General features: G+C 65.7%; 20 protein-coding genes. 1 reads left to right on the forward strand and 19 read right to left on the reverse strand.

The features are described from left to right. Positions 1-47 precede the first annotated feature (47 nt). Positions 48-980, forward strand: coding sequence for a hypothetical protein (locus ACP7B7_RS04250; protein ID WP_426075839.1), 933 nt, complete (start codon positions 48-50; stop codon positions 978-980). On the opposite strand, the gene ACP7B7_RS04255 is transcribed toward ACP7B7_RS04250, so the two are convergent. The 19 genes from ACP7B7_RS04255 to ACP7B7_RS04345 all read right to left on the reverse strand — a co-directional run bounded on the left by ACP7B7_RS04255 (position 977) and on the right by ACP7B7_RS04345 (position 21,901). Then, positions 977-2,209, reverse strand: a complete 1,233-nt coding sequence (locus ACP7B7_RS04255; RefSeq protein WP_426075840.1) for an ATP-grasp domain-containing protein — start codon at positions 2,207-2,209, stop codon at positions 977-979. The two genes, ACP7B7_RS04250 and ACP7B7_RS04255, sit on opposite strands and share 4 nt — an antisense overlap. Positions 2,210-2,223: 14 nt before the next feature. Beyond that, on the reverse strand, positions 2,224-3,687 hold the full coding sequence (locus ACP7B7_RS04260; RefSeq protein ID WP_426075841.1) for a pyridoxal phosphate-dependent decarboxylase family protein: 1,464 nt from the start codon (positions 3,685-3,687) through the stop codon (positions 2,224-2,226). Between the two features lie 69 nt (positions 3,688-3,756). Beyond that, positions 3,757-5,145, reverse strand: a complete 1,389-nt coding sequence (locus ACP7B7_RS04265; RefSeq protein WP_426075842.1) for an ethanolamine ammonia-lyase subunit EutB — start codon at positions 5,143-5,145, stop codon at positions 3,757-3,759. A 42-nt stretch (positions 5,146-5,187) separates the two neighbouring features. Then, entirely contained in the window at positions 5,188-6,651 is a 1,464-nt protein-coding gene (locus ACP7B7_RS04270; protein WP_426075843.1) for a TIGR01777 family oxidoreductase, read from the reverse strand. Beyond that, entirely contained in the window at positions 6,648-7,292 is a 645-nt protein-coding gene (locus ACP7B7_RS04275) for a DUF4166 domain-containing protein (RefSeq protein ID WP_426075844.1), read from the reverse strand. The genes ACP7B7_RS04270 and ACP7B7_RS04275 overlap by 4 nt, the downstream gene beginning before the upstream one ends. Next, the gene (locus tag ACP7B7_RS04280) at positions 7,289-7,849 is read right to left on the reverse strand and encodes a GbsR/MarR family transcriptional regulator (RefSeq protein ID WP_426075845.1); all 561 of its coding nucleotides are present in this window, start codon (positions 7,847-7,849) and stop codon (positions 7,289-7,291) included. The genes ACP7B7_RS04275 and ACP7B7_RS04280 overlap by 4 nt, the downstream gene beginning before the upstream one ends. 80 nt (positions 7,850-7,929) lie before the next feature. Further along, positions 7,930-9,045, reverse strand: coding sequence for an acyl-CoA desaturase (locus tag ACP7B7_RS04285; protein ID WP_426075846.1), 1,116 nt, complete (start codon positions 9,043-9,045; stop codon positions 7,930-7,932). Beyond that, a complete protein-coding gene (locus ACP7B7_RS04290) occupies positions 9,042-10,160 on the reverse strand; it encodes a sterol desaturase family protein (RefSeq protein WP_426075847.1) in 1,119 nt (372 codons plus the stop codon). Before ACP7B7_RS04290 ends, ACP7B7_RS04285 begins: the two co-directional genes overlap by 4 nt. Next, positions 10,157-10,780, reverse strand: coding sequence for a phosphatase PAP2 family protein (locus tag ACP7B7_RS04295; RefSeq protein WP_426075848.1), 624 nt, complete (start codon positions 10,778-10,780; stop codon positions 10,157-10,159). The genes ACP7B7_RS04290 and ACP7B7_RS04295 overlap by 4 nt, the downstream gene beginning before the upstream one ends. A 2-nt stretch (positions 10,781-10,782) precedes the next feature. Further along, positions 10,783-12,069 carry a F390 synthetase-related protein gene (locus ACP7B7_RS04300; RefSeq protein WP_426075849.1) on the reverse strand — a complete coding sequence of 429 codons (1,287 nt, stop codon included), beginning with the start codon at positions 12,067-12,069 and terminating at the stop codon, positions 10,783-10,785. After that, positions 12,066-12,896, reverse strand: coding sequence for an MBL fold metallo-hydrolase (locus ACP7B7_RS04305; protein ID WP_426075850.1), 831 nt, complete (start codon positions 12,894-12,896; stop codon positions 12,066-12,068). Before ACP7B7_RS04305 ends, ACP7B7_RS04300 begins: the two co-directional genes overlap by 4 nt. After that, complete coding sequence (locus tag ACP7B7_RS04310; protein WP_426075851.1) at positions 12,889-13,926, reverse strand: NAD-dependent epimerase/dehydratase family protein; 1,038 nt, start codon at positions 13,924-13,926, stop codon at positions 12,889-12,891. The genes ACP7B7_RS04305 and ACP7B7_RS04310 overlap by 8 nt, the downstream gene beginning before the upstream one ends. A 24-nt stretch (positions 13,927-13,950) precedes the next feature. Next, positions 13,951-14,931: a 3-oxoacyl-[acyl-carrier-protein] synthase III C-terminal domain-containing protein gene (locus ACP7B7_RS04315; RefSeq protein WP_426075852.1), complete on the reverse strand. Its 981-nt coding sequence runs from the start codon at positions 14,929-14,931 to the stop codon at positions 13,951-13,953. 38 nt (positions 14,932-14,969) lie between these two features. Beyond that, complete coding sequence (locus ACP7B7_RS04320) at positions 14,970-15,851, reverse strand: ion transporter (protein WP_426075853.1); 882 nt, start codon at positions 15,849-15,851, stop codon at positions 14,970-14,972. 60 nt (positions 15,852-15,911) lie between these two features. Further along, entirely contained in the window at positions 15,912-17,669 is a 1,758-nt protein-coding gene (locus ACP7B7_RS04325) for a cation:proton antiporter (RefSeq protein ID WP_426075854.1), read from the reverse strand. 9 nt (positions 17,670-17,678) lie between these two features. Further along, the gene (locus ACP7B7_RS04330) at positions 17,679-18,926 is read right to left on the reverse strand and encodes a metal-dependent hydrolase (RefSeq protein ID WP_426075855.1); all 1,248 of its coding nucleotides are present in this window, start codon (positions 18,924-18,926) and stop codon (positions 17,679-17,681) included. Positions 18,927-18,970: 44 nt separating this feature from the next. Continuing rightward, the gene (locus tag ACP7B7_RS04335; protein ID WP_426075856.1) at positions 18,971-20,620 is read right to left on the reverse strand and encodes a GDYXXLXY domain-containing protein; all 1,650 of its coding nucleotides are present in this window, start codon (positions 20,618-20,620) and stop codon (positions 18,971-18,973) included. Then, the gene (locus tag ACP7B7_RS04340; RefSeq protein ID WP_426075857.1) at positions 20,617-21,576 is read right to left on the reverse strand and encodes a DUF2157 domain-containing protein; all 960 of its coding nucleotides are present in this window, start codon (positions 21,574-21,576) and stop codon (positions 20,617-20,619) included. The genes ACP7B7_RS04335 and ACP7B7_RS04340 overlap by 4 nt, the downstream gene beginning before the upstream one ends. Before the next feature lie 34 nt (positions 21,577-21,610). Continuing rightward, a complete protein-coding gene (locus ACP7B7_RS04345) occupies positions 21,611-21,901 on the reverse strand; it encodes a DUF427 domain-containing protein (RefSeq protein WP_308924568.1) in 291 nt (96 codons plus the stop codon). Between the last annotated feature and the right edge of the window lie 49 nt (positions 21,902-21,950).

The following is a 21,950-nucleotide window of genomic DNA, read 5'->3' on the forward strand; positions in this document are numbered from 1 at the left end:
GATGGAATCTTGCTACACTGCGCATCAGCATATCACCAGGGAGCACCATGATCGTCGTCGCCGATGCCGTGCTGTGGGACCAGCTGTACGATTTGCCGCTGCTGGAGCGGCTGGGGCCCGCGCAGCCGGAAATCATCAACCATGTCACGCAGGTCAATCTGGCCATGGACGTGCCTGAGCGGCCGTCGTCGACCGAAGTGGACGCCGCCTTTGAAGCCGATGTGCGCGCGGCCATCGCCAGCATGCCGGCGTCCGTGCAGGCGCTGCTCGACGGCGTGCTGCTGGGCGTGCGCTATGCGCGCCAGCTGGGATCGTCGGCCATCAGCGATATCGTCGTCAGCGGCGAGGGCACGATCCTGGGCGTGGTGGTGGCGCTCGATGTCGACGCGTTCGAGTCGCGCACGGCCAATGCCTGGGCCACATGGAAGGAAAATACGCCATTCGCGCCTGAAGAAGGTTACCAGCTGAGCGCGCAGATTGCGCTGCCCGAAGACGACAACCGCCAGGGCGCGCTGCAATACCTGCTGCTGCACGAATTCGGCCATGTGCTGTCGGCGGGCCGCAATCTGCTGCACGACTGGTGGCTGGACGCGCAGTCTCTGCGCGGCGCCGGCGAATACCATTACCTGCCGCTGGCGTGGCGCATCGATGCTCAAAAAAGAGTGGTGCCGCTGGCGGAGAACGACTTTGCGCTGCGTGGCGACATCGTCTACTACCACGGCGCGCGCATGCAAGGCAGCCAGATGATGGACGCCTACCGTCAGCTGCAAGACGCCAACTTCGCCACGCTGTACGCCGCCACCAGCGTGCATGAAGACTTTGCCGAATCGTTCGCCAGCTATGTGCACGCCGTCATGCTGGGCAAACCGCAGGCCATCCGCATCGAAAAAGATGGCGCGCTGCAGCTGCAATTCGACGGCTACTGGGAGTCGCCGCGCAGCGCGGACAAGCGCGCGCTGCTGGCGCGGCTGCTGGGCTAGGCGCCGCTTGCCGCCCGCGCCAGCATGGCGCGAAACGCCGCAAATACTTTCCGCATGGCCGGCCGTTTGTACGGGTACATCTCTTCGGCGTCCATCGCGTGCACGATCATGGCGTTGTCGGCTTCGAATACCAGCAGTTCGCCGTCGCGCGTCTCCGCGCAGTCGATGCCGAGATACGGCATGCCCATGCGTGCGTCGATGGCGGCAAAAGCCTGCGCATGGCGGCGCGCGAATTCATCGTCAAAGTGCGCCATGATGCGCGCCTCTTCCTCGCGCTTGAGCGCGCTTTCATCCATGCCCGCGTTCAGGTAATGGATCATCCAGTGCGACGACACGGCAAAGTGGCAGATATACGGCCGGCCATCGATCAGTGCGATGCGGTATTTGCGGTACTGACCGTCGTCGTTGCGGTAGTCGAAAAAGCGGGCGATATAAAAGCGTTCGGCGCCGACTTTTTGCAGATACACCCGCAGGTCGGCGGCGCTGGCCATGCGTTCGAGGTCATGGCCCGCGTGCGAGCCGAGCGGGCGCACGATCAGCGGAAAATCGTCGCCTGGTAGCAGCGAGCCAACCGTCAGTTCGCCACTGGCCAGCGCCTGCAGTTGCGTACGGTCCAGGCGCGCCGTGCGCGGCATGGCCACGCCGGGCACGTCCTGCAGCCGCGCGCACAGGCCGTCGCGCGAGGTATGCGCAATATGCTGCGGCAGGTTGACCACCGGGCGCGGCCATTCAAGCAGAAACGCCGCCAGGCGCGCCAGCAAGGGTTGATTCGCGTCCGATTCGGCCACCGCCACCAGCAGCACATCATGCTCGGGCACTTCTTCGGGAAAGTCACTATCGGCCGTCAGGTACAGCAAATCCATGGCCACGTCGGACTGCTCGACCAGGAATTCGATCGGCGTATTCGACATCAGGTCGCCCGGCCCCATCACCACCAGCAGCTTGAAGCCGGGGCCCGACTGCGGCGCCTGTGCCGGCAGCGAGTACCACTGCTGCAGTTCGATCGCCTGCGCCTGCACCGCCAGCGCCAGCTCGCGCTGGCCTTTCAGTTGCAGCACGGTGGAAAAATCGAGACAGGCGTGCGCATCGTCGGGATGGGCCTGGGCGCGCGCCAGCAGCGCTTCGCCCAGCGGCGCCAGGTCCTGCTGTAAAAAGGCCAGCCGCATCAGGGGGGCCAGGCCAATCAGCGGCGCGTATGGCGTGGCGGCCTGCTGCATCAAATCAGTCATGGTGTTTCCGTAAATCAAGAGAGGCGCGCGGCGCCGAAGCGCAGCACGGCGTCGACCAGCGCGTCGATATCCTGCGCGCGCGTGCGGTGGTTGACGATGGCGGCGCGGATCGCCAGCTGGCCGGCGATGGTGGTCGACGAGGGCGCGGCGACGCCCGATTCATGCAGGTCGGCGACGATCTCGCCATTGAAGGAATCGCTGTCGCCGCCCGGCACGCCGCGGTGGCGGAAGCAGACGATATTGAGGGTCACGGGCGCCAGCAATTCCAGTTCCGGCGTGGCCGTCACGCGCTCGGCCAGGTAGCGCGCCAGCGCGCAGGTATGGGCGATCGCCGCGCCCATGCGTTCGGCGCCGTGCACCTTGAAAGTGAACCAGGTTTTCAGGGCGCGAAAGCCGCGCGACAGGTCCGGGCCGAAGTCGCACGGCCACGGCGAGCCGCCGGCCAGTCCGCGCGCTTCGCGGCGCAGATAGGCGGCCGGCGCCGCAAACGCCGCCATATGGCGGGCGCCGTCGCGCACCAGCAGAAAGCCCGCGTCGTACGGCACCTGCCCCCATTTGTGAAAATCAAAGGCCAGCGAATCGGCCAGCTCGATACCGGCCAGCAGCGGCGCCACCTCGGGCGACAGCATGCCCAGCGCGCCATACGCGCCGTCGACGTGGAACCACAGTTTTTCACGCGCCGCCAGCGCCGCCAGCGCGGAAAGGTCATCGATGGCGCCCGTGTCCACGGTGCCGGCAGTACCGGCGATAAAGAACGGCGTCAAACCTGCCGCGCGGTCTTGCGCAATGCACTGCGCCAGCGCGGTGACGTCGAGCTGCTGCCGGTCGTTGACAGCGATGCGGCGCAGCGAGCTTGTGCCCAGGCCCGACAGATCCATCGCCTGGGCGATGCAGCCGTGGGCGGCGGCCGAGGTGTAGGCCACCAGGCGGGCGTCTTTCAGCCCATCCTGGCGCGCCGCCACGCCCAGCGCCTGGGTGCGCGCCACCAGCAAGCCCATCAGATTGGCCATCGACGTGCCGGTGACGAACACGCCGCTGGCCGTGTCGGGAAAGCCGAACAGTTCGCGCATCCAGCGGCCGATCTGGCGCTCGACTTCCACCGGCATCTGGCTACGCGCGCCCACATTGGCGTTCAGGCCGGCCGCCAGCATCTCGGCCAGCATGCCGACCGGCGTGCCCCCGCCATGCACCCAGCCCATGAAGCCCGGGTGTACATTGCCCACCGCGTAGGGCAGCACGTCGCGCATGAAGGTGGCATGGGCGGCGGCCAGCTCGCCCGGCGCCTGCGGCAGCGGTTCGGCGAAGCTGGCGCGCGCCGTGGCGGGCGCGGCTTGCCAGACGGGGCGCTGGCGTATCTGCTGCGCATAGTCGAGCATGTCGTCGAGCATGCGGTGGCTTTGCGCGCGGAAGGCGTCCCAGTCTTCGGGCGTCTGCGGGTCGAGAGAGTCGGGGACAGAAGCAGGATCGGGTGGCAGCATGATGGCGTCGCTAAAGTAGGTGGTTGATTATCGCACCGGCATGGCCAGCCAGGGCGCCATTTACATCTGTTACCCGGCCAGCCGCCGCAGCGCCGCCTGGAATGCCGGCGCCAGTTGCGCCGAAAGCTGGCCGTCGCCCCGGGTAATGCGCATGCGCGCCAGCCAGGCCTCGAACTCGGGCGCGGCGCCCAGGCCCAGCACGCGGCGCGCATACAGGGCGTCGTGGAAGGACGTGCTCTGGTAACCCAGCATGATGTCGTCGGCGCCCGGCACACCCATGATGAAGTTGCAGCCTGCCGCGCCCAGCATGGTCAAGAGTACGTCCATGTCGTCCTGGTCGGCTTCCGCATGGTTGGTATAGCAGACGTCGCAGCCCATGGGCAGGCCCAGCAGCTTGGCGCAGAAATGGTCTTCCAGCCCCGCGCGGATGATCTGCTTGCCGTCGTACAGATATTCGGGGCCGATAAAACCGACTACCGAATTGACCAGCAGCGGCGCATATGCGCGCGCCACCGCGTAGGCGCGCGCCTCGCAGGTCTGCTGGTCCATGCCGTGATGGGCGCTGGCCGACAGCGCGCTGCCCTGCCCCGTCTCGAAATACATGACGTTGTTGCCCACCGTGCCTCGCCCCAGTGACAGCGCCGCCGCCCGGCCCTCGGCCAGCAGCGCCAGGTCGATGCCAAAGCTCCTGTTGGCCGCCTCGGTACCGGCCACCGACTGGAACACCAGGTCGACCGGCGCGCCACGCCGTATCGCCTCGATGGTATTGGTGACATGCGTCAGCACGCAGGACTGGGTGGGAATCTGGTACTGGCCGATCACGCCATCGAGCAGGTGCAGCAGCGACACCACTTGCGCCACATTGTCGGTGGCCGGATTGATGCCGATCACGGCGTCGCCGCTGCCATACATCAGGCCATCGACAATCGAAGCCGCGATGCCGGTGGCGTCGTCGGTCGGGTGATTCGGCTGCAAGCGCGTCGATAGCCGGCGCTCCAGACCCAGGGTATTGCGAAAGGCAGTGACGACGCGGCATTTACGAGCCACCAGCACCAGGTCCTGCAAGCGCATCAGTTTTGACACGGCCGCCGCCATTTCGGGCGTGATGCCGCGCGCGAGCGCCGCCAACGCCGCGCTGTCGGCCACATCGCCGAGCAGCCAGTCGCGAAAATCCCCTACGCACAGATGAGAAACCGGCGCAAACGCGGCGCGGTCGTGGCTGTCGATAATCAGCCGCGTGACTTCGTCGCTGTCATACGGCACCAAAGCGTCGTTCAAAAACACCGTCAAGGGCAGCTCGGCCAGCGCCATCTGCGCGGCGACCCGCTCCTGCGCGCTGGTGGCCGCCACGCCCGCCAGCATGTCGCCCGAGCGCAGCGGCGTCGCCTTGGCCAGCAGGTCCTTCAGGTCGCGGAAACGGTAGACCATGCTTCCCAGCGTATGCGCATATTCCGTCATCAGGCTATCCTCCCGTGACAGCCATTCTACGCCTGCACGCCATTATTCCAGGCTGCGCAGCGCACCCTCGACGTCAGGGTGGCGAAACACGAAGCCGTCGGCCAGCAGCCGGCGCGGCACCACGCGCTGGCCTTCGACCAGCAGATCGGCCTGCTCGCCCAGCAAGGTGCGCATCACGAACGCCGGTGTCGGCATGAACGAGGGGCGGTGCAGGACCTTGCCGGCCACCTTGGCGAATTGGCCCTGGCGCATCGCTTCGGGAGCGCAGAAGTTGTACGCACCCGTGACCACGCTTTCTTCGCTGCGGCGCGCCAGGTGCGCAATGCCGCGTATCACATCGTGCACATGCACCCACGACATCCACTGGCGGCCACTGCCCAGCGGGCCACCGGCACCCAGGCGTATCGGCAGCAGCATCTGCGGCAGGGAACCCTGGTGGCCGAACACCAGGCCAAAGCGCATGCGGCCCACCTGCACGCCATATTGTTCGGCCGTGCGCGCAACAGCTTCCCATTCACTGCACAGTTGCGACATGAAGATCGCTTGCGGCGCGCTGTCCTCGCCGAGTTCCGTATCATCGCCCTGCGGCTGCACGCCGTAGTAGCCGATCGCCGACGCCGACAGCAGCACGCGCGGTTTGTGCGCGGCGCGGGCGATCCAGGCGATCACCTCCTGCGTCAAGCCGATGCGGCTGCGGCGCAAGGCCGCCTTGCGCGCCTCCGTCCAGCGGTGGCCGACGATGCGCGCACCGGCCAGGTTGACCACCATGTCGATATGTTCATTGTCACGCAGATCGGCCATGCCGGTAATGCAGCGTACCTTGCCATCGAAAGTCCACGCCGCCTGTTTGGCCTGGCGCGTCAGCACCGTCACCTGATGGCCGTCGGCCAGCAAGGCGTGCACCAGCTGCTGGCCGATAAAGCCGGTCGCACCCGTCACCAGCACCTGCTGCTGCGTGGTGGCGAAATGGATGGTTTCCACCGCGCGCTCTTCTTTTTCCACGCGTCTGCCCAGCTGCCAGGCCGCGTAACCATCGCGCAGGCCGGACAAGCCCACGCCCACGCCGCAAAGGGCCAGGAAGACGCTGAGCCAGCCGTAAGGCTGCCATACCAGGTCCGTTGGCAAGCTGGCCCAGTCGGCGCTGTTCAGGGCCAGCAAGGCGATAAAGGCGCCGGCATTGATGGCCAGTACCGTGTGCGTGACCCGTTCGGTGGCCGGCAGCAGGCGTGTCCGGTCTTCGACCACGAAGTCCCACAGCGTCAGCACGATCTCCACGCTGAAGACGAGCACCAGCACCCAGGCCCAGGCGCCGTGCCATTCCCAGGATGACAGGCCGGCAAACAGCACGCTGTAGATCAGCGCGCGGATCGAGTGGATCGTCAGTTCCAGGCGCGCCGATTTCTTTTGCGGCAGCGCTTCGGTGATCTCGTGGTGGTAGATGGTGTCAAAAGCGCCCAGGCAGCCCTGGAAAGCCATCATTTGAAGGGCCAGCAGATGGGTATTCATGGTGTGTCCTTGTCGGTGTCGGGGGCAGCGGCTTCGCGAAACACGCCGACCTGGGTAAAGGTGGTGCCGAACAGCGCGTGGCGAATCTCGATGCGGATATTGAATTGCTGCGGATTGTCGTTGCGGTGGCACAGATAGGTCTTGCCGGGCGTGAGCAGGCCTGGCAGCGGCATGCGCCAGCCGAACAGGTCGAGGAAATAACCGTCGCTGGTGAAGTACAGATTGCCCTCGCGGATATCGAGCAGCAGCTTCATGCCCAGGCCCATGCCGACGTATTCCAGCACCTCGCCCTTCTCGCTTTCGGCCATGTACGAGGTAAAGCGTATCGGTTTGCGATCATGCAGGCGGTAGGTGCGCTGCTTGAAAATATGCGGGCAGTTGGGGCGCGAATAGACTTCGATATCGACCGGAAAATCGTGGTCGTCATGCGGAATCAAGGCGCCGTTGATAAAGGGCCGCGTGATCCAGCCCAGCACCTTGCCCAGGCGCGAGCTGCTCAATTCACTGAGTTCGCCCCGGTAGTACAGCGGCTGGCCCGGCGCGGGATTTTTTTCGAAGCGGCGGCGGATATCGGGGTGCAGGTTTTGCCAGGCGTCGCCCATCACCTTCTTGAACAGCTCCCCTTCGGATGGTCCGCTCATGGTTTGGCTTTCTTGGCCTTGGCCGGCTTGTCTTCGGGACTGAGGAACTTGGCCACCTTGCCGCCCATCGACAGCATGCGCTGCAAGGTGGCCGGCGGCAGGTTCTTGTAGTCGCTGTAGGTGCTGCTCAGCATTTCAAGAAAGGCCAGCACTTCGCCCATGCGCTCCAGTGTGGCGGGAGGAATCGCCGCATCGTGTTCGCCCTCGATCGCGCATTCGCGCAGGACGGTGAGGGTGGGATCGATCTCGCGCCGCTTGCGCTCTTCCATAATGACGCGGAAGATCTCCCACACATCCTGCAGCGCCACGAAATGGTCGCGCCGGTCTCCCATCACGTGGGTCACGCGCGCCAGGCCCCAGCTTTGCAGTTCTTTCAGGCTGTTGCTGACGTTCGAGCGCGCCACGTTCAGGCTGGCCGCGATATCTTCCGCCGTCAGCGGCTCGTTGGCCAGGAACAGCAGCGCATGGATCTGCGCCACGGTGCGGTTGACGCCCCAGCGGGTGCCCATCTCGCCCCAGTGCAGAATATACTTTTGTGTGGTCGGACTCAGTTCCATGATCTCGGCTCCGTCTTTTCTCTTATTTCTGTCGTTACAGAAATGTAAGGCGATACGAAAGCCGAGTCAAGCGCGATTCGTTACAAAGATGCCGGCGGCTGGCCCATGGCTTTCAGGAACTGCTGCTGCGAAGCGTGCAGCTGCAAATAGCCGATCTCGCGGTAGGTCAGGCCATGGCGAGGCGCCAGTTCGGCGATGATGCGCGCCAGCGCCGGGTAGTGGCGGTGGTTCCAGGTCGGGAACAGATGATGGGTCAAATGCAGGTTCAGGCCACCTAGCCAGTAACCGAGCCAGCGCAGGGCGCGCGGCTTCGGCGTCCAGTCGCAGGCCGTATAAAAGGTGTGCTGGTACCAGTCGTGCGGCATGGTGCCATCATCGCCCGGCTGGAAGAAATCGACTTCGGCCCAGTGCGTGCCCAGGATCAGCGCCACCAGCGCGCACGAGGCGATCATCTGGCCCAGCAAGTATGCACCCAGCACCGTGCCCCAGCCGATGCCGTGGCCCTGCACCACCCAGATCGGCACGGCCAGCACCAGCGCCACATGGCCCAGCTTCCAGCCCAGGAACACGGCCCAGCCGCGCCAGCCCTGCAGCTTGCTGTGCACTGCCACCGGGGTCTTGCCGAAGCGGTCCAACCAGTCCCCATACCAGTTCAGGTAGGGCAGCGACAGGGCGGCGACCACGGGCCAGTACAGGTATTGATAGCGGTACTGCGGCGACCAGCGCTGGTACGGCGTCTGGCGCAGGAACGGATTCGGTTCCGTATCGAGGTCATAGCCTTCGACATTGGCGTAGGTATGATGGAAATGCACATGGCGGATGGTCCAGAAATCCATGTCCACGCCCACCGGCAGGCTGACCAGGCGCGTCAAGAGGCGGTTCAGCGACCCGCGCCGGAACATGGCGCTGTGGGCGCCATCGTGCAGGCTGTTCATGGCCAGCACCATGGCGGTGACCACGCTGGCGACATAGCAGGCGACAAAGCCAAGGGTGGTCCCGGCATTCAGCGCCAGCAGATACAGCAGCGCCGCCAATCCAGTCAGGGCAATCGCCTTGGCATGCATGCGCCAGTCGGCGAAGCGGTGCGTGGCCGATTGCGCCAGATAGGCGTCGGCCCGCTCGCGCAGCTCGCGCCGGAAGGCCGAATCTCGCGCCGGCTGGAAGCGCAGCGGCGGCAGTTGGGAAGACACTGTCATGCGCGCCGGCCCTCTTGCGCCGGCCACCACAGCCGGCGCGCGCCATCGAGGCCGTGCACCAGCAGCAGCCCCATGAAGATCACGCCCCAGGCGTCGCGCGCGCCGTACCAGAACAGGAACAGCAGCGGCAGCGCCAGGCAGATGGCGATCCAGGCCATCGCCCCCCAGCGGCGCGCGTCCGACAGCCCGCCCAGGGCCAGCGTGCCGGCAAAGATCAGCGCAAACAGCGTTGCCTGCTGCGCGGCGGTCCACGCCGCTTCATGGTTGACGTAATAGATCACCAGGCCAAACAGGATCACGCCGCCGATGCCGATATACAGTTCGGGCACGTGAAAGATACCACGCGACTGCCAGTCCGGAAAGCGCGCGCGCAGCCATTTGAACAATTTGCCGTTGCTGGCCAGGAGCGGGTTATGGGTCGGCGTCGTGCCTTTTACCCCATAGCGCATTTCCACGCCATCGAGCTCCGGCTGGAAGCTGCCGAACAGTTTGTCCCACAGCAGCAGGGTGCCGCCGAAATTGCGGTTGATATAGCGCTTGTCGGTGCCGTGGTGGACCCGGTGGTGCGACGGCGTGACCATGATTTTGTCCAAAATGCCGGACTTGTTGACCAGCGCATTGTGGTTGTAGAACTGCACCGAGTAATGCAGCGACGAGATGACGACAAAGATTTCCAGCGGCAGGCCCAGCACGGCCAGGATGGCGATAAACGGGAAATTGGTCAGCGACGAATACCAGGAATTGCGCACGCCCAGCGACAGGTTGAAATGTTCGCCTTGGTGGTGCACCACATGCACCGCCCACAGCAGCGGAATTTTATGGTGCAGGCGGTGCATCCAGTAAAAGCACAGGTCCCAGGCGACAAACGCGAACAGCCATTGCGCCGCCACCGGCCACTGGTCGACGATGTGCAGGTTGGCATGGCGCAGCAGCAGGGCGAAGGCCGCCACTTCCACGCCGCGAAACACCCACATCAGGATATGGCCTGAATTGAGGTTGAAGATCACGTCCTTCCATGGCACCGGCGTCTTGCGTACCCATTTGAGTATTAGCAGTTCGGCCAGCACGAAGGCCAGCATGATCACGAAAGTAAGGGCAAAAGGATTCAGGGTCATGGTGCAATTTCCGCAGAAATGTCGCGACGATCTGCCGAGGATACGCGCATTTTGGCCAGCGCGCCGCCAGCCAGGCCCACCAGCAGGCCGGCGCCCAGGTCGATGCTGACATGCCGGCGCAGCGCGATAATCGCATAGCAGATGCCCAGCGTGAGCAGCACGGCCAGCGCGGAGCGTATCGGCCTGTCTCGCTCGAACAGCGCCCAGGCGCACAGCAGGGTCAAGGCGCCATGCAGCGAGGGCAGGCAGTTTTGCGTGGAATCCATCGTTTGCAGCATGCGCAATACCTGCGTGCTCCAGCCCATGCCGTCACCGACCGGTGGATACGCCAGGGTGGTCGGATACAGCAAAAACACCACGCCGCAGATGACCGCCGACACCGCCATGGCGCGCGCCAGCCAGCGCACGCGCGCCGGACTGACCACCAGATAGGTGTACGGGATCAGGATAAAAAAGGACAGGTACAGCCAGATCGCCGCGTCGCTGTAGGCAATCGCACGGTCGATCATGGTCTCGGGCAGAATCACGCCCTGCCCTTGCAGCAGGTCGCTGGAAAAATACACCAGGCCCACGCTGCCCCAGCCGGCCAGCAGATACAGCAGACGCTTGAAAAATGTCATCGTTAAAGTAGACGCCGGATGCGGCGCCGTTTCATGGTGGGATCAAAAGCGGGCAGTTCGCTGCTGACGGTCCAGTGCAGCCGTTCGACCGCCACGCCCAACCCTTGCAGCACGCCTTCCAGATGGGTTTTCAACGCGGCCAGGCCCGCAGTATCCTGCGCCGCATGCAGCTGCAAGGTGGCCGCTCCCTGCTGCGCCAGGCGGTAGTCGCAGTCGGCCGGCAGGGCTTGCGCAAACGCGCGCGTCAGCACATCGGCAAACACAGAGATGCTCTTGCCGTCCGCAGCGGGCAGCACCAGCATATCGTCGCAGCGCCCTTCGATGCCGTCGATGGCGCGCGTGACCCGCCCGCACGGGCAAGGCGTGGCGCGCGCCAGCAGGATATCGTCGAGCCGGTAGCGCACGATCGGTTGCGTGGTGCGGGTAAAGTCGGTAATCACCGGCACGAAGCGGCGCTGCTCCCGGTCCAGCCACTGCGGCTCGACATGCACGTATTCCTCGTTCAGGTGCAGCACGCCGTGTTCGCAGGTGCTGGCCAGAAAACCCTCGGTGGCCTGGTAGATTTCATGCACGGCGCCGAACGCCTGCACGATCAGCGCGCGGTCCTGCGCTTCCAGCACTTCGGCCACCGAGATGACTTTTTTCGGCGCCAGCGCCAGCTCCCCCGCGATCACGCCCAGCGCCAGCTGGCGCAGCACCTGGGCCGGCGCCACGATCACCGACGGTTGATACGCCACCAGTTCGGCGCACAGCGCGTCGAAGGGCTGGAACAGGTCGTAAAAGGCAAAGGTGAGCCACGGCGAGCGCACGGCCGTGTACAGATTGCTGTTCGCGCGCAGGAACAGCGCCACCTTCTCGCCGGAAAACAGGCCGTCGGGCAGCGCCTTGGCCAGCATCACGCCGGCCCACTGGGCTTTTTCGCGCGGGCTGACGGTAAATACGGCGCGCTGCGACGAGGTGCCCGACGACAGGCCGACCGTGATCTCGCCCACGGCGGGGGTAAAATCGCGGCTGCGCTCGGCCGCCATGGCCGCCTCCATCGCCGGCGCCAACCGCACGCCGGCCGTGTTCATGGTGTCGAAATGCTCCAGCATCAGCGCCTTGTTCATGCCCGGCCACTTCGCCAGAGGCAGCGCGCGGAATGGCGCAAAGTACGGGCTGCGCGCGCACAGGGTGTCGATAAAGCTGGCCAGCCGGCGCTCTTGATAGGCGTCCAGCTGCGCGCGGTTCGCAAAGCGCAGGCGGCGCGTGCGCCAGTAGGCCAGCAACAGCCAGAAAATGCGCTTCAAGGCCGGCCCGCCACTGGCGCATAGTCGTCGGTGTCTTCATGCGTGATGCGGATCTGCGCCTGGCCGCCCCGGTGCAGCTGGTGCAGGCGGTGCAAGGTCTCGTAATATGGCGCGCGCTTGTGCTGGATAATGAACGACAGCTCGGACGGCCCGCGCAGCTGCTGGAAGCTTTCCGGCACCCAGGCCGCGTCCGACGCCAGCAGGGTCCAGCCACCATCCTGCAGCACGAACGCGCCCAGGTGGCCGATGGCGTGGCCGGGCAGTTCGACGATATAAATTTCGCCGGTGCCGCTGACATCGCGCCCCGTCGTGAACGGGTGCAGCGCGGCCGGCAAGGCGGTTTCCGGCACGCTTTCGACGAAAGACAGGCGATCCGCAATGTCAAGCGGCAGCAGCTCCGGCACGAATGCCTGGCGCACGGCGGGGATGCCGCTCAGGCCGCGCACCGCATCCCAGCCGGTTTTCGACGCCATCAGACGCGCCTGCGGAAAATCGCGCATGCCGGCGATATGGTCGGCGTGGAAGTGCGACAGCAGCAGGGTGTGGATATCGCCGGGCGACACGCCATGCGCGCGCAACTGGCCCTGCAAGGATTCGTGCGCGTCGAACACCACCGGCGTGACCCAGGCATACATGCGGTACACGCCTTTGGAGGTGGCGGTACGAAAATGGTCGGCATAACCGGTGTCCCACAGGTACAGGCCCGCGCGCGTGTCGATCAGGTAGGCGCGCGAGGGGAAGCAGCGGCTGGCGAAACCGCTGCCTTTCAGGACCATGCAGGAGGGGTGGGTACAGTGACCGACGCGAAAGGCGGTGATGCTAGCCATTGCGCTCCTTCGCCACCTTGTGCGCGGCCGCTTCCTGGCGCATCCATTGCGCGGTGCGGGCGATGCCGTCCTGCAGGCTGACGATGGGGCGGTAGCCCAGCACCTTGCGCGCCTTGGCGTTATCGAGCGTCATGTCGAAGCTGAGCGCGCCGATGCTGTACGGTGTCAGCGACGGTTCGCGGCGCGTGAAACGGGCGGCGAACTGCATCAGCCTGGCCACCACCGCCAGCACCCGGTACGGCATGCTGACGATCTCGAACGGCTGGCGCAGGTGGTCGCAAAACAGGCTGCGCAGAATATCGCACAGGCGCGCCGGTTCGCAGTTGGTGATATTGAAGGCGCTGCCCGACGCCAGCGTCTTGTGCAGCGTGGCCAGCCACATCGCGTGCACCACATTGTCGACATAGGTGATGTCGATGGTGGCCGCGCCGCCATTGGGCAGCGGCAGCTTGCCGTGGCGCTCGCGCAGCACGCGCGCCAGGCGCGGAATCAGCACCTGGTCGTGCGGGCCGAAGATGGCGCGCGGGCGCAGGATCACGCACAGCATCTGGCGGTGCTTGTCGGCCGCTTCCTGCACCAGTTTTTCGGCCATCGCCTTGGTGCGCGCATAGGCGTTCACATAGCTATCGGGGCGAAAGGTTTCCGGCACTTCGTGGCGGTGGCGGTAGTCGAAATACAGGGCCGGGGTGGAAATGTGCACGAAGCGCGCCACATGCGAGGCGGCCGCCGCGCGCAGCAGCTGGCCGGTGGCGGTGACGTTGGCGGCGATAAAGTCGCGTTCCAAGCCCCACGGCGAGGACAGCGCGGCGCAGTGCCAGACGGCGTCCATGCCGCGCACCAGCTGATCGGCCTGCTGCGGCGTGGCTTGCGCCAGGTCGAGCGGCACGAACTGCGCGCCCATGCGCTCGAGCTCGCGGCCCACGGCCAGGTTGCGGCCGCTGGCGCGCACGTCCACGCCCTGCGCCAGCAGGAAGTGCACGGCGTTGCGCCCCAGGCCGCCTGTCGCCCCCGTGACCAGTATCCGCTTCATTACTTCATCCTCATAGATCGCGAATCATAGATCGATAATCATGCCGCCGATGGTCAGCCCGGCGGCCGTGCCCATCATCAGCAGGCGCTGGCCCGGCACGGCACGGCCCGTCATCACGGCCTCGTGCAGCGCGGTGGGCAGCGAGGCCGCCACCTGGTTGCCATGGGTCGCGAAGATCTTGATGATTTTAGCATCGGGCACGTCGAGGATGCGCGCGGCATGCGCCAGCCCCAGCGGGCTGGCCTGGTGCGGCACCACCACGTCGATGCGATCGAGGCCGGCACCGGATTCGACCATCAACTGGTCCAGGAAAGCCGGCATCACCTTGACGGCCAGGCGGAACACGGCTTTGCCATCCATATGGAACAGATAATCGCTGGGGTCGCTGCCGTTGCGCGGATTGCGCTCGGTGCCGCCGCCGCGGATCTCGCAGTAGCGCCGCCCTTCCGGATACGTGCCCATTTTATAGGCGACGATGCCGGTGCTGCCGTCGCCGCGCTCGACGATCACGGCGGCGGCGCCGTCGCCGAAGATCATCGACGCTTCCGGCTCGCTCCAGTCGACCCCGCGCGAGGCCAGGTCGGACGAAACGATGGCGATGCGCCGGTAGCCGCCGTCTGCCAGCATGGAGGCGGCCACGCGCAGCGCCGCCATGAAACTGAGGCAGCTGGCGTTGATATCGAAGGCGGGCGTACCGGCCGGCAGGCCGGCGTGCAGGGCGATAAAGCAGGCCGTGTTCGGCAGGGCCTGCTCGGGCACGCCGCAGGCGCCGATCAGGAGATCGACGTCACCCGGCTGCAGGCCGGCGTTCTTCAGCGCGTCGAGCAAGGCGGCCGCGCCCAGCTGGCTTTGCGATTCGTCGGGCGCGGCCACGAAGCGCGACAGCACACCGCTTTTTTGCAGGGTATAGCCGGGCGGATGGCCGAGTTTGCGGTCCAGGCTGTCGGACGTCACGCTATGCGACGGCACGGCCTTGCCTGTCGCGATCAGGCGTACTGGAATCATGGGAGCCTTCCTTTATTGTTATGTTGGTCAGGCGTCGTTCATGGCGTCGGCAGGGAATCGCCGCAATGCTTGCAGAAATTGGCATCGTCATCGATATCGCGCTCGCCGCAGCCGGGGCAGCGGCGGCCAACCTGCTGGCGGCCACCGCGCTGCACCGTCATTTCCGCGCTGATGATGCCGGTCGGGACGGCCAGGATGCCCCAGCCCAGCAGCATCATCAGCGAGGCGATGGTGCGCCCGATATCGGTCTTCGGCGTGATATCGCCAAAGCCCACCGTGGTCATGGTGCTGATGGCCCAGTAGATCGAGGTGGGAATGCTGCTGAAACCGTTTTGCGGCCCTTCCACCACATACATCACGGTGCCCAGCAAAAACACGATCATCATCACGACCGACAAAAAAATCAGGATCTTGCGCCGGCTGGCCAGCAGGGCCCGGCCCAGCATCGTGTATTCGTGCACATACGACGTCAGCTTGAGGATGCGGAACATGCGCAAGAGGCGCAGGATGCGCACATCGATCAGCACATGGGCGCCCGGCAGCAGCAGGCCGATATAGGTCGGCACGATGGCCAGCAGGTCGATAATGCCGAAAAAACTGCGCGCGTAGCGCACGGGATGCTGCAGGCACGACAGCCTGGCCAGGTATTCGATCGTAAACAGGAAAGTGAAAAACCATTCCAGCCCCAGCAACAGTGGGCCATGGCGGGCCGCCACCGAGGCGACGCTGCTGAGCACCACCACCGTCACGCTGATCAGAATGGCGGCGATCAGCACCAGGTCGAACGCACGGCCGGCCCGCGTTTCCGACTCGAAGATCACGTTGTACATGTGCGCGCGCCAGCCCGCCTCGGGCTTGCCGTATCGTTTTTGCGCTTCCTGCGCGGAGCGCTGCTGCGGTGTCAAAGGTGCGGCTTTCATGCTGGTCGTGTGTTCATATGCCAATTATTGTATAGATAATTTGGCCAGTATGGCGACACACTAGAAGGGTTGAGAGGGTTGCTGCGCCAGCAGCACGGCGTTGCGGCGCTCCCTTTCGGCCTGCACGATATCCACCGCGCGCGCTTCGCCCACGCCGGCCGTCTGCAGCACGGTGGCGGCCAGCTGCAGCGCCGCTTCCAGCGCCTCGGGCACGACCAGGGTGGCGCCGGCCTGCACCAGCGCCAGCGCATGGGCTTCGTCGCGGGCGCGCGCATACACCGGCAGTTGCGGATAGGCGCGCCGGATCGAGCGCACCGCGTGCAGCACCGAGGCCGGATGGTCCATCGTCAGCACCACCGAGCTGGCCCGGTCGGCATGGACTTTCTGCAGCAACTCGGCGCGCGAGGCGTCGCCAAAATACACGGGAACGCCGCGCGGATGCAGGGCAGCCACCAGGCGCGCATCGTTCTCGACCGCCACATAGCTGATATCCTGCTCGGTCAGCACCTTGGCCAGCAGCTGGCCCACCCGGCCGAAGCCGGCGATGATGACGCTGCCCGCCGGAGGTTCGGCGCCGCTGGCCAGGTCGGCCAGTTGATGATGGTGGCGCTGGTCCCACCAGCCGCCCAGGCCGCGCGCCGCTTTCGCCAGCGCCGGCGTGGCAAACAGGCTCAGGCCCACCACCAGCATCACGAACTGCGCCACGTCGGGCGCGATCAGTCTGGTGCCGAGCGCATAGGCGACCACGATAAAGGCGAATTCGCCACCCTGCCCCAGCAGCACGCCCGACGCCACCGCGCGGCCCCAGGGAAAGCCGCCGAGGCGGAAAATCACACCGGTCACCAGGGTCTTGACGGCAAACAGGCTTAATACCGCGAGCGGGATCCAGACCGGCGAGCGGATGATTTCGCGCACGTCGATCTGCATGCCGACCGACATGAAGAACAGGCCCATCAACAGCCCCTTGAACGGTTCGATGATCACTTCCACTTCATGGCGAAATTCCGTTTCCGCCAGCAGCAGCCCGGCCAGCAAGGCGCCCAGCGCCATCGACAGGCCGGCCAGGTAGGTCAGCCCGGCGATACCGAGAGTACTGAGCAGTGTCAGGGCCATGAAGACATCGGGCTGGCGCTTGCCGACAAAAAACTGGAACAGCGGGCGGATCACGCGGCGCCCCAGCAGATAGATCAGCAGGATGGCGCCGGCCGATTTCACGGCCGCAAAGCCGAGCAGATAAGCCAGGTCATCGCTATGTCCGCTGGCGAACACATCGATCAGGATAAACAGCGGCACCACCATCAGGTCCTGGAACATCAGGATGGAAAAACCGGCCTGGCCGGCGGGCGTTTGCAGCGAGCGCTGCTCGTTCAACAACTGCATCACGACGGCGGTCGACGACAGCGACAGCACCAGTCCCAGCACGATGGCCGCTTCCAGCGACAGGCCGCAGTAATACGCCACCGCGCCGACCAGGCAGGCGCTGACAGCCACCTGGCCCACGCCAGCGCCGAACACCCAGCGCCGCAGCGCCCACAGGCGTTCGGTGGACAGTTCCAGCCCGATCATGAACATCAAAAACATCACGCCCAGCTCGGCCAGGCCGCTGACCTGCTCGGCGCGCACAAACGAGAAATAGGTGAGCCAGGCGAAGTCGCCGGCCCACAGGCCGAAACCGAAAGGCCCGAACAGCGCGCCGACGGCAAGAAAGCCCAGCACCTGGTTCACTTTCAGGCGCTGCAAGAGCGGAATAAAGATGCCGGCCAGGGCGAGAAACAGCAGCGTTTCGCGCAAATACGGCAGGGCGTGCTGCTCTTCCACGATAGCCTCCTAATGTTGCGAACCGGCGGGCGGCAGTCCCAGCATGTCCGCGCGCGGCCGTTCCCAGCCCGGCACATAGCGTGGACAAGGCTTGCCGCTGAATTGTTCCAGCTGCACCGTGGTGAAATTGTCCTGCATGTCCGGGTTGAAGCGCACATCGGTCAGGCTGCTCCCGCTCAGTTTGGGCATGCGGCCAAAGCGCAACCAGGCGTCGGCGTGGCAATTGGTCGATTGCAGCGCACGCAGGGCCGCCAGGCTGCCGGTGGCCTGCGCCGAGACGGCGATGCCGGGCGCCAGCTGGCCGCCGCCATCGCCGGGTTCCGCCAGGCCTGCCGGACAGGCGGCCGGCGCCAGGCTGGCCGGCAGCAAGCTCATGGTGCCGCGGCGCAGGGTATAGGCATCGGTCTTGCTGTCGAGCGAGACATAAGTCCAGCACAGCGGATGGCTGGGAAACGCCGTCATCGCCACGTCCCACACGCGCGTGCCGGGATCGATCCGCTGCAAGGCCGCCTCGACCCTGGCGCGACCCAGCGCGGAGGCCGCACCCTGCATGCCGATAAAGGTGGCCGACAGCGCAAAGCCCAGCAATAAAGCGCCGCGTCCGCGCACGCCGGTGCGGTGCTGGCGCACGGCCATCAAGGCAGCGAGCGCCAGCAGCACGCCGAGCGCCAGCGGCGCCAGATAATTTTTATAGGCAAAGAAACACAGGGCCGCCGCCAGCCCGGCCAGCAGCACGCCTTTCAGCAGCCGGGTGCGCAGCGCCATGATCACGGGCACGCCCAGCAGCACCCAGAACATGGGTTCGACGATAAATACCATGTCGCCGAACAGCCAGCGGTTGTCGAACGGATAAAACGGATGCAGGCCGTAGGAATTGAGGAAATCCATGCCCATGTGCAAGGCTAAGCCCAGCAGCAGGCACAGCGCCAGGCCGATGCGCGCAGGCTGGCTGGTTTTCAGCAGCCGGCGCGCGCCGGGCCACAGCAGCCACAGCAAAGCCAGCACCAGCAAGGCCTGAGGTATCGCCAGCAATAAAGTGTGGGTATGACCGCGGTGCTGCAACATGTAGCCGAAGGGGCGCGGCATCAGCCGGGTCAGGAACAGGTCCAGGTCCGGCGCATTGCTGGCGAACCAGGCAGAGAACAGAAACAGGGCGCGCCGCGTGCGCTGGGGGGCTTCCTGCTGCTCGGGCGGCAAGCTGCGGTGCAGCAGCTCGCCTACGCCCAGGCCGATCACCGAATGTGTAATATTATCCATCCGGCAATTTTACAGTACGGCCGCGCCATGCCCTACGCTTTTTGCTACAAGGGCGCCAGGTTTTCGCCGCGCATGCCGACCAGCAAGGCGCGACCGTCGGGCATCACGCGGAACTCGCCGAAGCGCGCCTTCTCCCAGCGCGCGCCCTCGCCTTCCTTGAAGAACCAGGCGTCGGTGACCAGCGCCCAGCGGCCGTCTTTCGGCGTCAGCTCCATCAGGAATTCACCGGGCGCCAGGGGCTTGCCGTCGTGCAGGCCTTTCACGGTGGCCACGCCGCGCTCATCGCGCGTCAACACCACATGGGGCCGTGCGCTGGAACGCTCGCCGGTTGCCATGCCGTCAAAGGCGCTCAAGCTGAGGAAGTTCAGGGTCATGAAGTCGCCCTGCATCAGCGAGCGAGGGTCGACCGGTTCCAGCGCAAGAAATACCGGCTGCCCCTTGGCGATCAGCTGTTCTTTTTGCCAGACGGCGCCGTTCGCCACCAGCAACACCAGCAGCAGGCCCGCCAGCACGCCCAGCTGCGCCGGGCGGCCCGGCCTGGCCGGCGCGGCATCGCTGTCGCCCACGGGCAGGATGGCGCCGCGTGCCGCCAGCCACGACAAGATCCCCAGCGCCAGGCCGGCCGCGGCCAGCAGCAGCGCCTTGCTGGCCAGCGGCCAGGCCAGCAGATAATAGAAACTGCCGATAATCCAGGCGGCGGCCACGCCGGCCGCCACCGCCACACGCAGGCGCGCGCTGCTGACGCAGAACGCCAGGACCAGCAGCACCGGGCCCAGCCCCGGCAAGAACCACGCCAATACCGTCAGCACCAGCGCCACGCCGGCGGCCGGCAGCTGGCGCAGCGACGGCCAGCGGCGCAGCATCCAGGCGGCGCCCGCCACGGCCAAGGCCACCGACAGGAACGGCAGCAGCTGCGCGTACCAGCTGCCGCCAGGCCGGCTCGTCAGCTCATTGGCCATGTCGCTGGCCAGGCCGTCGCCCACGCTGGCGCTCAGCAAAAAGGTCTTGCCGGACCAGCTGGCCAGGCCCAGCAAAATGGCCAGCACCCAGCCGGTCGAGACCGATTCGATATACGCGGCCACCGGTGCGCCGGCGCCATCGTCATAGCTGTTTTTCTGCAGCCAGTGCGCGCCCAGCCAGAGGCCCAGCGCCAGCAGCCACGCCAGGTACAGGGTGGCCGAATCGCTGCCGTAGGACCAGCTGTAATGGCTGCCGACACTGCCCAGCGCCAGCAAGCCGCAGGCGACCAGGCCCAGCAGCACGCGCAGCCAGTCGCGCGGCAGGATGGCGGCAAACGCCAGGCTGACGGCGCTGAGCAGCAGCGCGGCCAGCTGGTCGTCCATGTCGCGAAACAGCGCATAGCCGAGCAGGCCGCCGCCCACCAGCAGGCACGGTATGCCCAGTTGTTCGACAAACAGCGAGACGCCGCGCGGACGGATCAGCATCACGGCCACGCCCAGCGCGAGGATCGCCACCAGATAGGTGCCACCGCCTTTTTCCAGGAAACTGCCGAGCATGAAACCGAGTGCCAGCACCAGCGGCAGCGCCGCCAGCCAGGCCCCAAGCGCCGTCATCAGCACCACCGGCCAGGGCCGCACGTCCTGCACCGGCAGGGTGACGTTGGCGGGCAAGACGCCGGCCTGGGCGGCATCGCGGATCAGCTCGCCGAGCGGATGCACTTTCACGGTGCTCATGGCGCCTCCCGGCGCGTGCGCCACAAGATGCCCTGCACGGTCAGCGCCAGCAGGATGGCGGCGGACAGGCCAAGCAACAGCATGCTGCCCACCGCATCGTTGCCGTTGTCAAACAGGCGCGAGGCCAGGCCGCATACCAGCAAAGTGTTGATGCCGAGCGCTGCAGCACTCAAGCCGAACACGTCAAAGAACTGGCGCGTCAGCAGCACGCCAGCCACCACCACCAGCACGCCCAGGCCGGCCCAGTACGGTGTAGCGATATCACTGCCGAACAGGGCGCTCAGGCTGGAACCGGTCATCATGATGACGGCCAGCAGCAGGCCCAGGCGCAGCGGCCACGGCCCCGTGCCCGTCCAGCGCGCCAGCAGCGGCGACACCAGCGCGCAGGCGAGCAGCAGCACGGCCCAGCCGGTCAGCAAGATATCGATATCTTCCGCGCGCACCAGCCAGCTATGGCGCGAATGGGCCTGCATCCACAGCGTAACGCCGGTGGCCAGCACCAGCATCCACGGCGTCCACAGCACGTCGCTGCGCGCCACCAGGCACAGCGGCAGCGCCAGCGCGGCCCACACGGCAAACAGCTGCCACGGATCGGCGCCCGTCTGGTAGGTCTGGCCGAAATAGGCGAACAGGCCGCCAATGGCCAGCATGGCGATCAGCAGCAGCGGCGCGCGCGCGGCTGGCGCGATAAAGGCGCCCAGGCAGGACGCCACGAACACCGCCTGGATCAGGGCGAAGCGGCCGGTGCGGCCCAGGTCTTCCCAGTTGGCGGCGACCCAGAAGATCAGGCCCAGCCCCAAGAGCGCGGCGCCCAGCACGGCCACCCCGCGCGGCAACCACCAGGAAAGACCCTTGGGTTCGCGCTCGAAACCGGCCAGTTCCTGCAACTGCCGGGTTTGCGCGGCGTCGAGCCGGCTGCTCGAGGCGAGTTGATACACGGCGAGGCGTAGATCCATCGTCTGCTTTCGAAAGTGACAGGAAGAATGCGGCTCAGCGGTCGACGACCACGCCGCGCCAGAAGGCGACATGGCCGGCGATCTGCCGCGCTTCGGCCTTGGGTTCCGGGTAATACCAGGCGGCGTTTTCGTTTACCTGGCCATCGACGACAAGGTCGTAATAGCTGGCGATGCCCTTCCACGGGCAGGTCGTCTGGTGGCCGCTGGCGCGCAGGTAGTCCTGGCTGACGGCAGAGAGAGGGAAATACACATTGTTTTCAACGATCTGTACCTGATCGCTGCTCGCTTGCGCAATGACGGCGCCATTCCAGGTTGCTGTTGGCATTCGGCTATCCTCCGGTGAAAGGGAAGTGTAGCCTAATTACTAAGGAATG

This window comes from Janthinobacterium sp. PSPC3-1 (assembly GCF_049896105.1).
Lineage (GTDB): Bacteria > Pseudomonadota > Gammaproteobacteria > Burkholderiales > Burkholderiaceae_D > Janthinobacterium.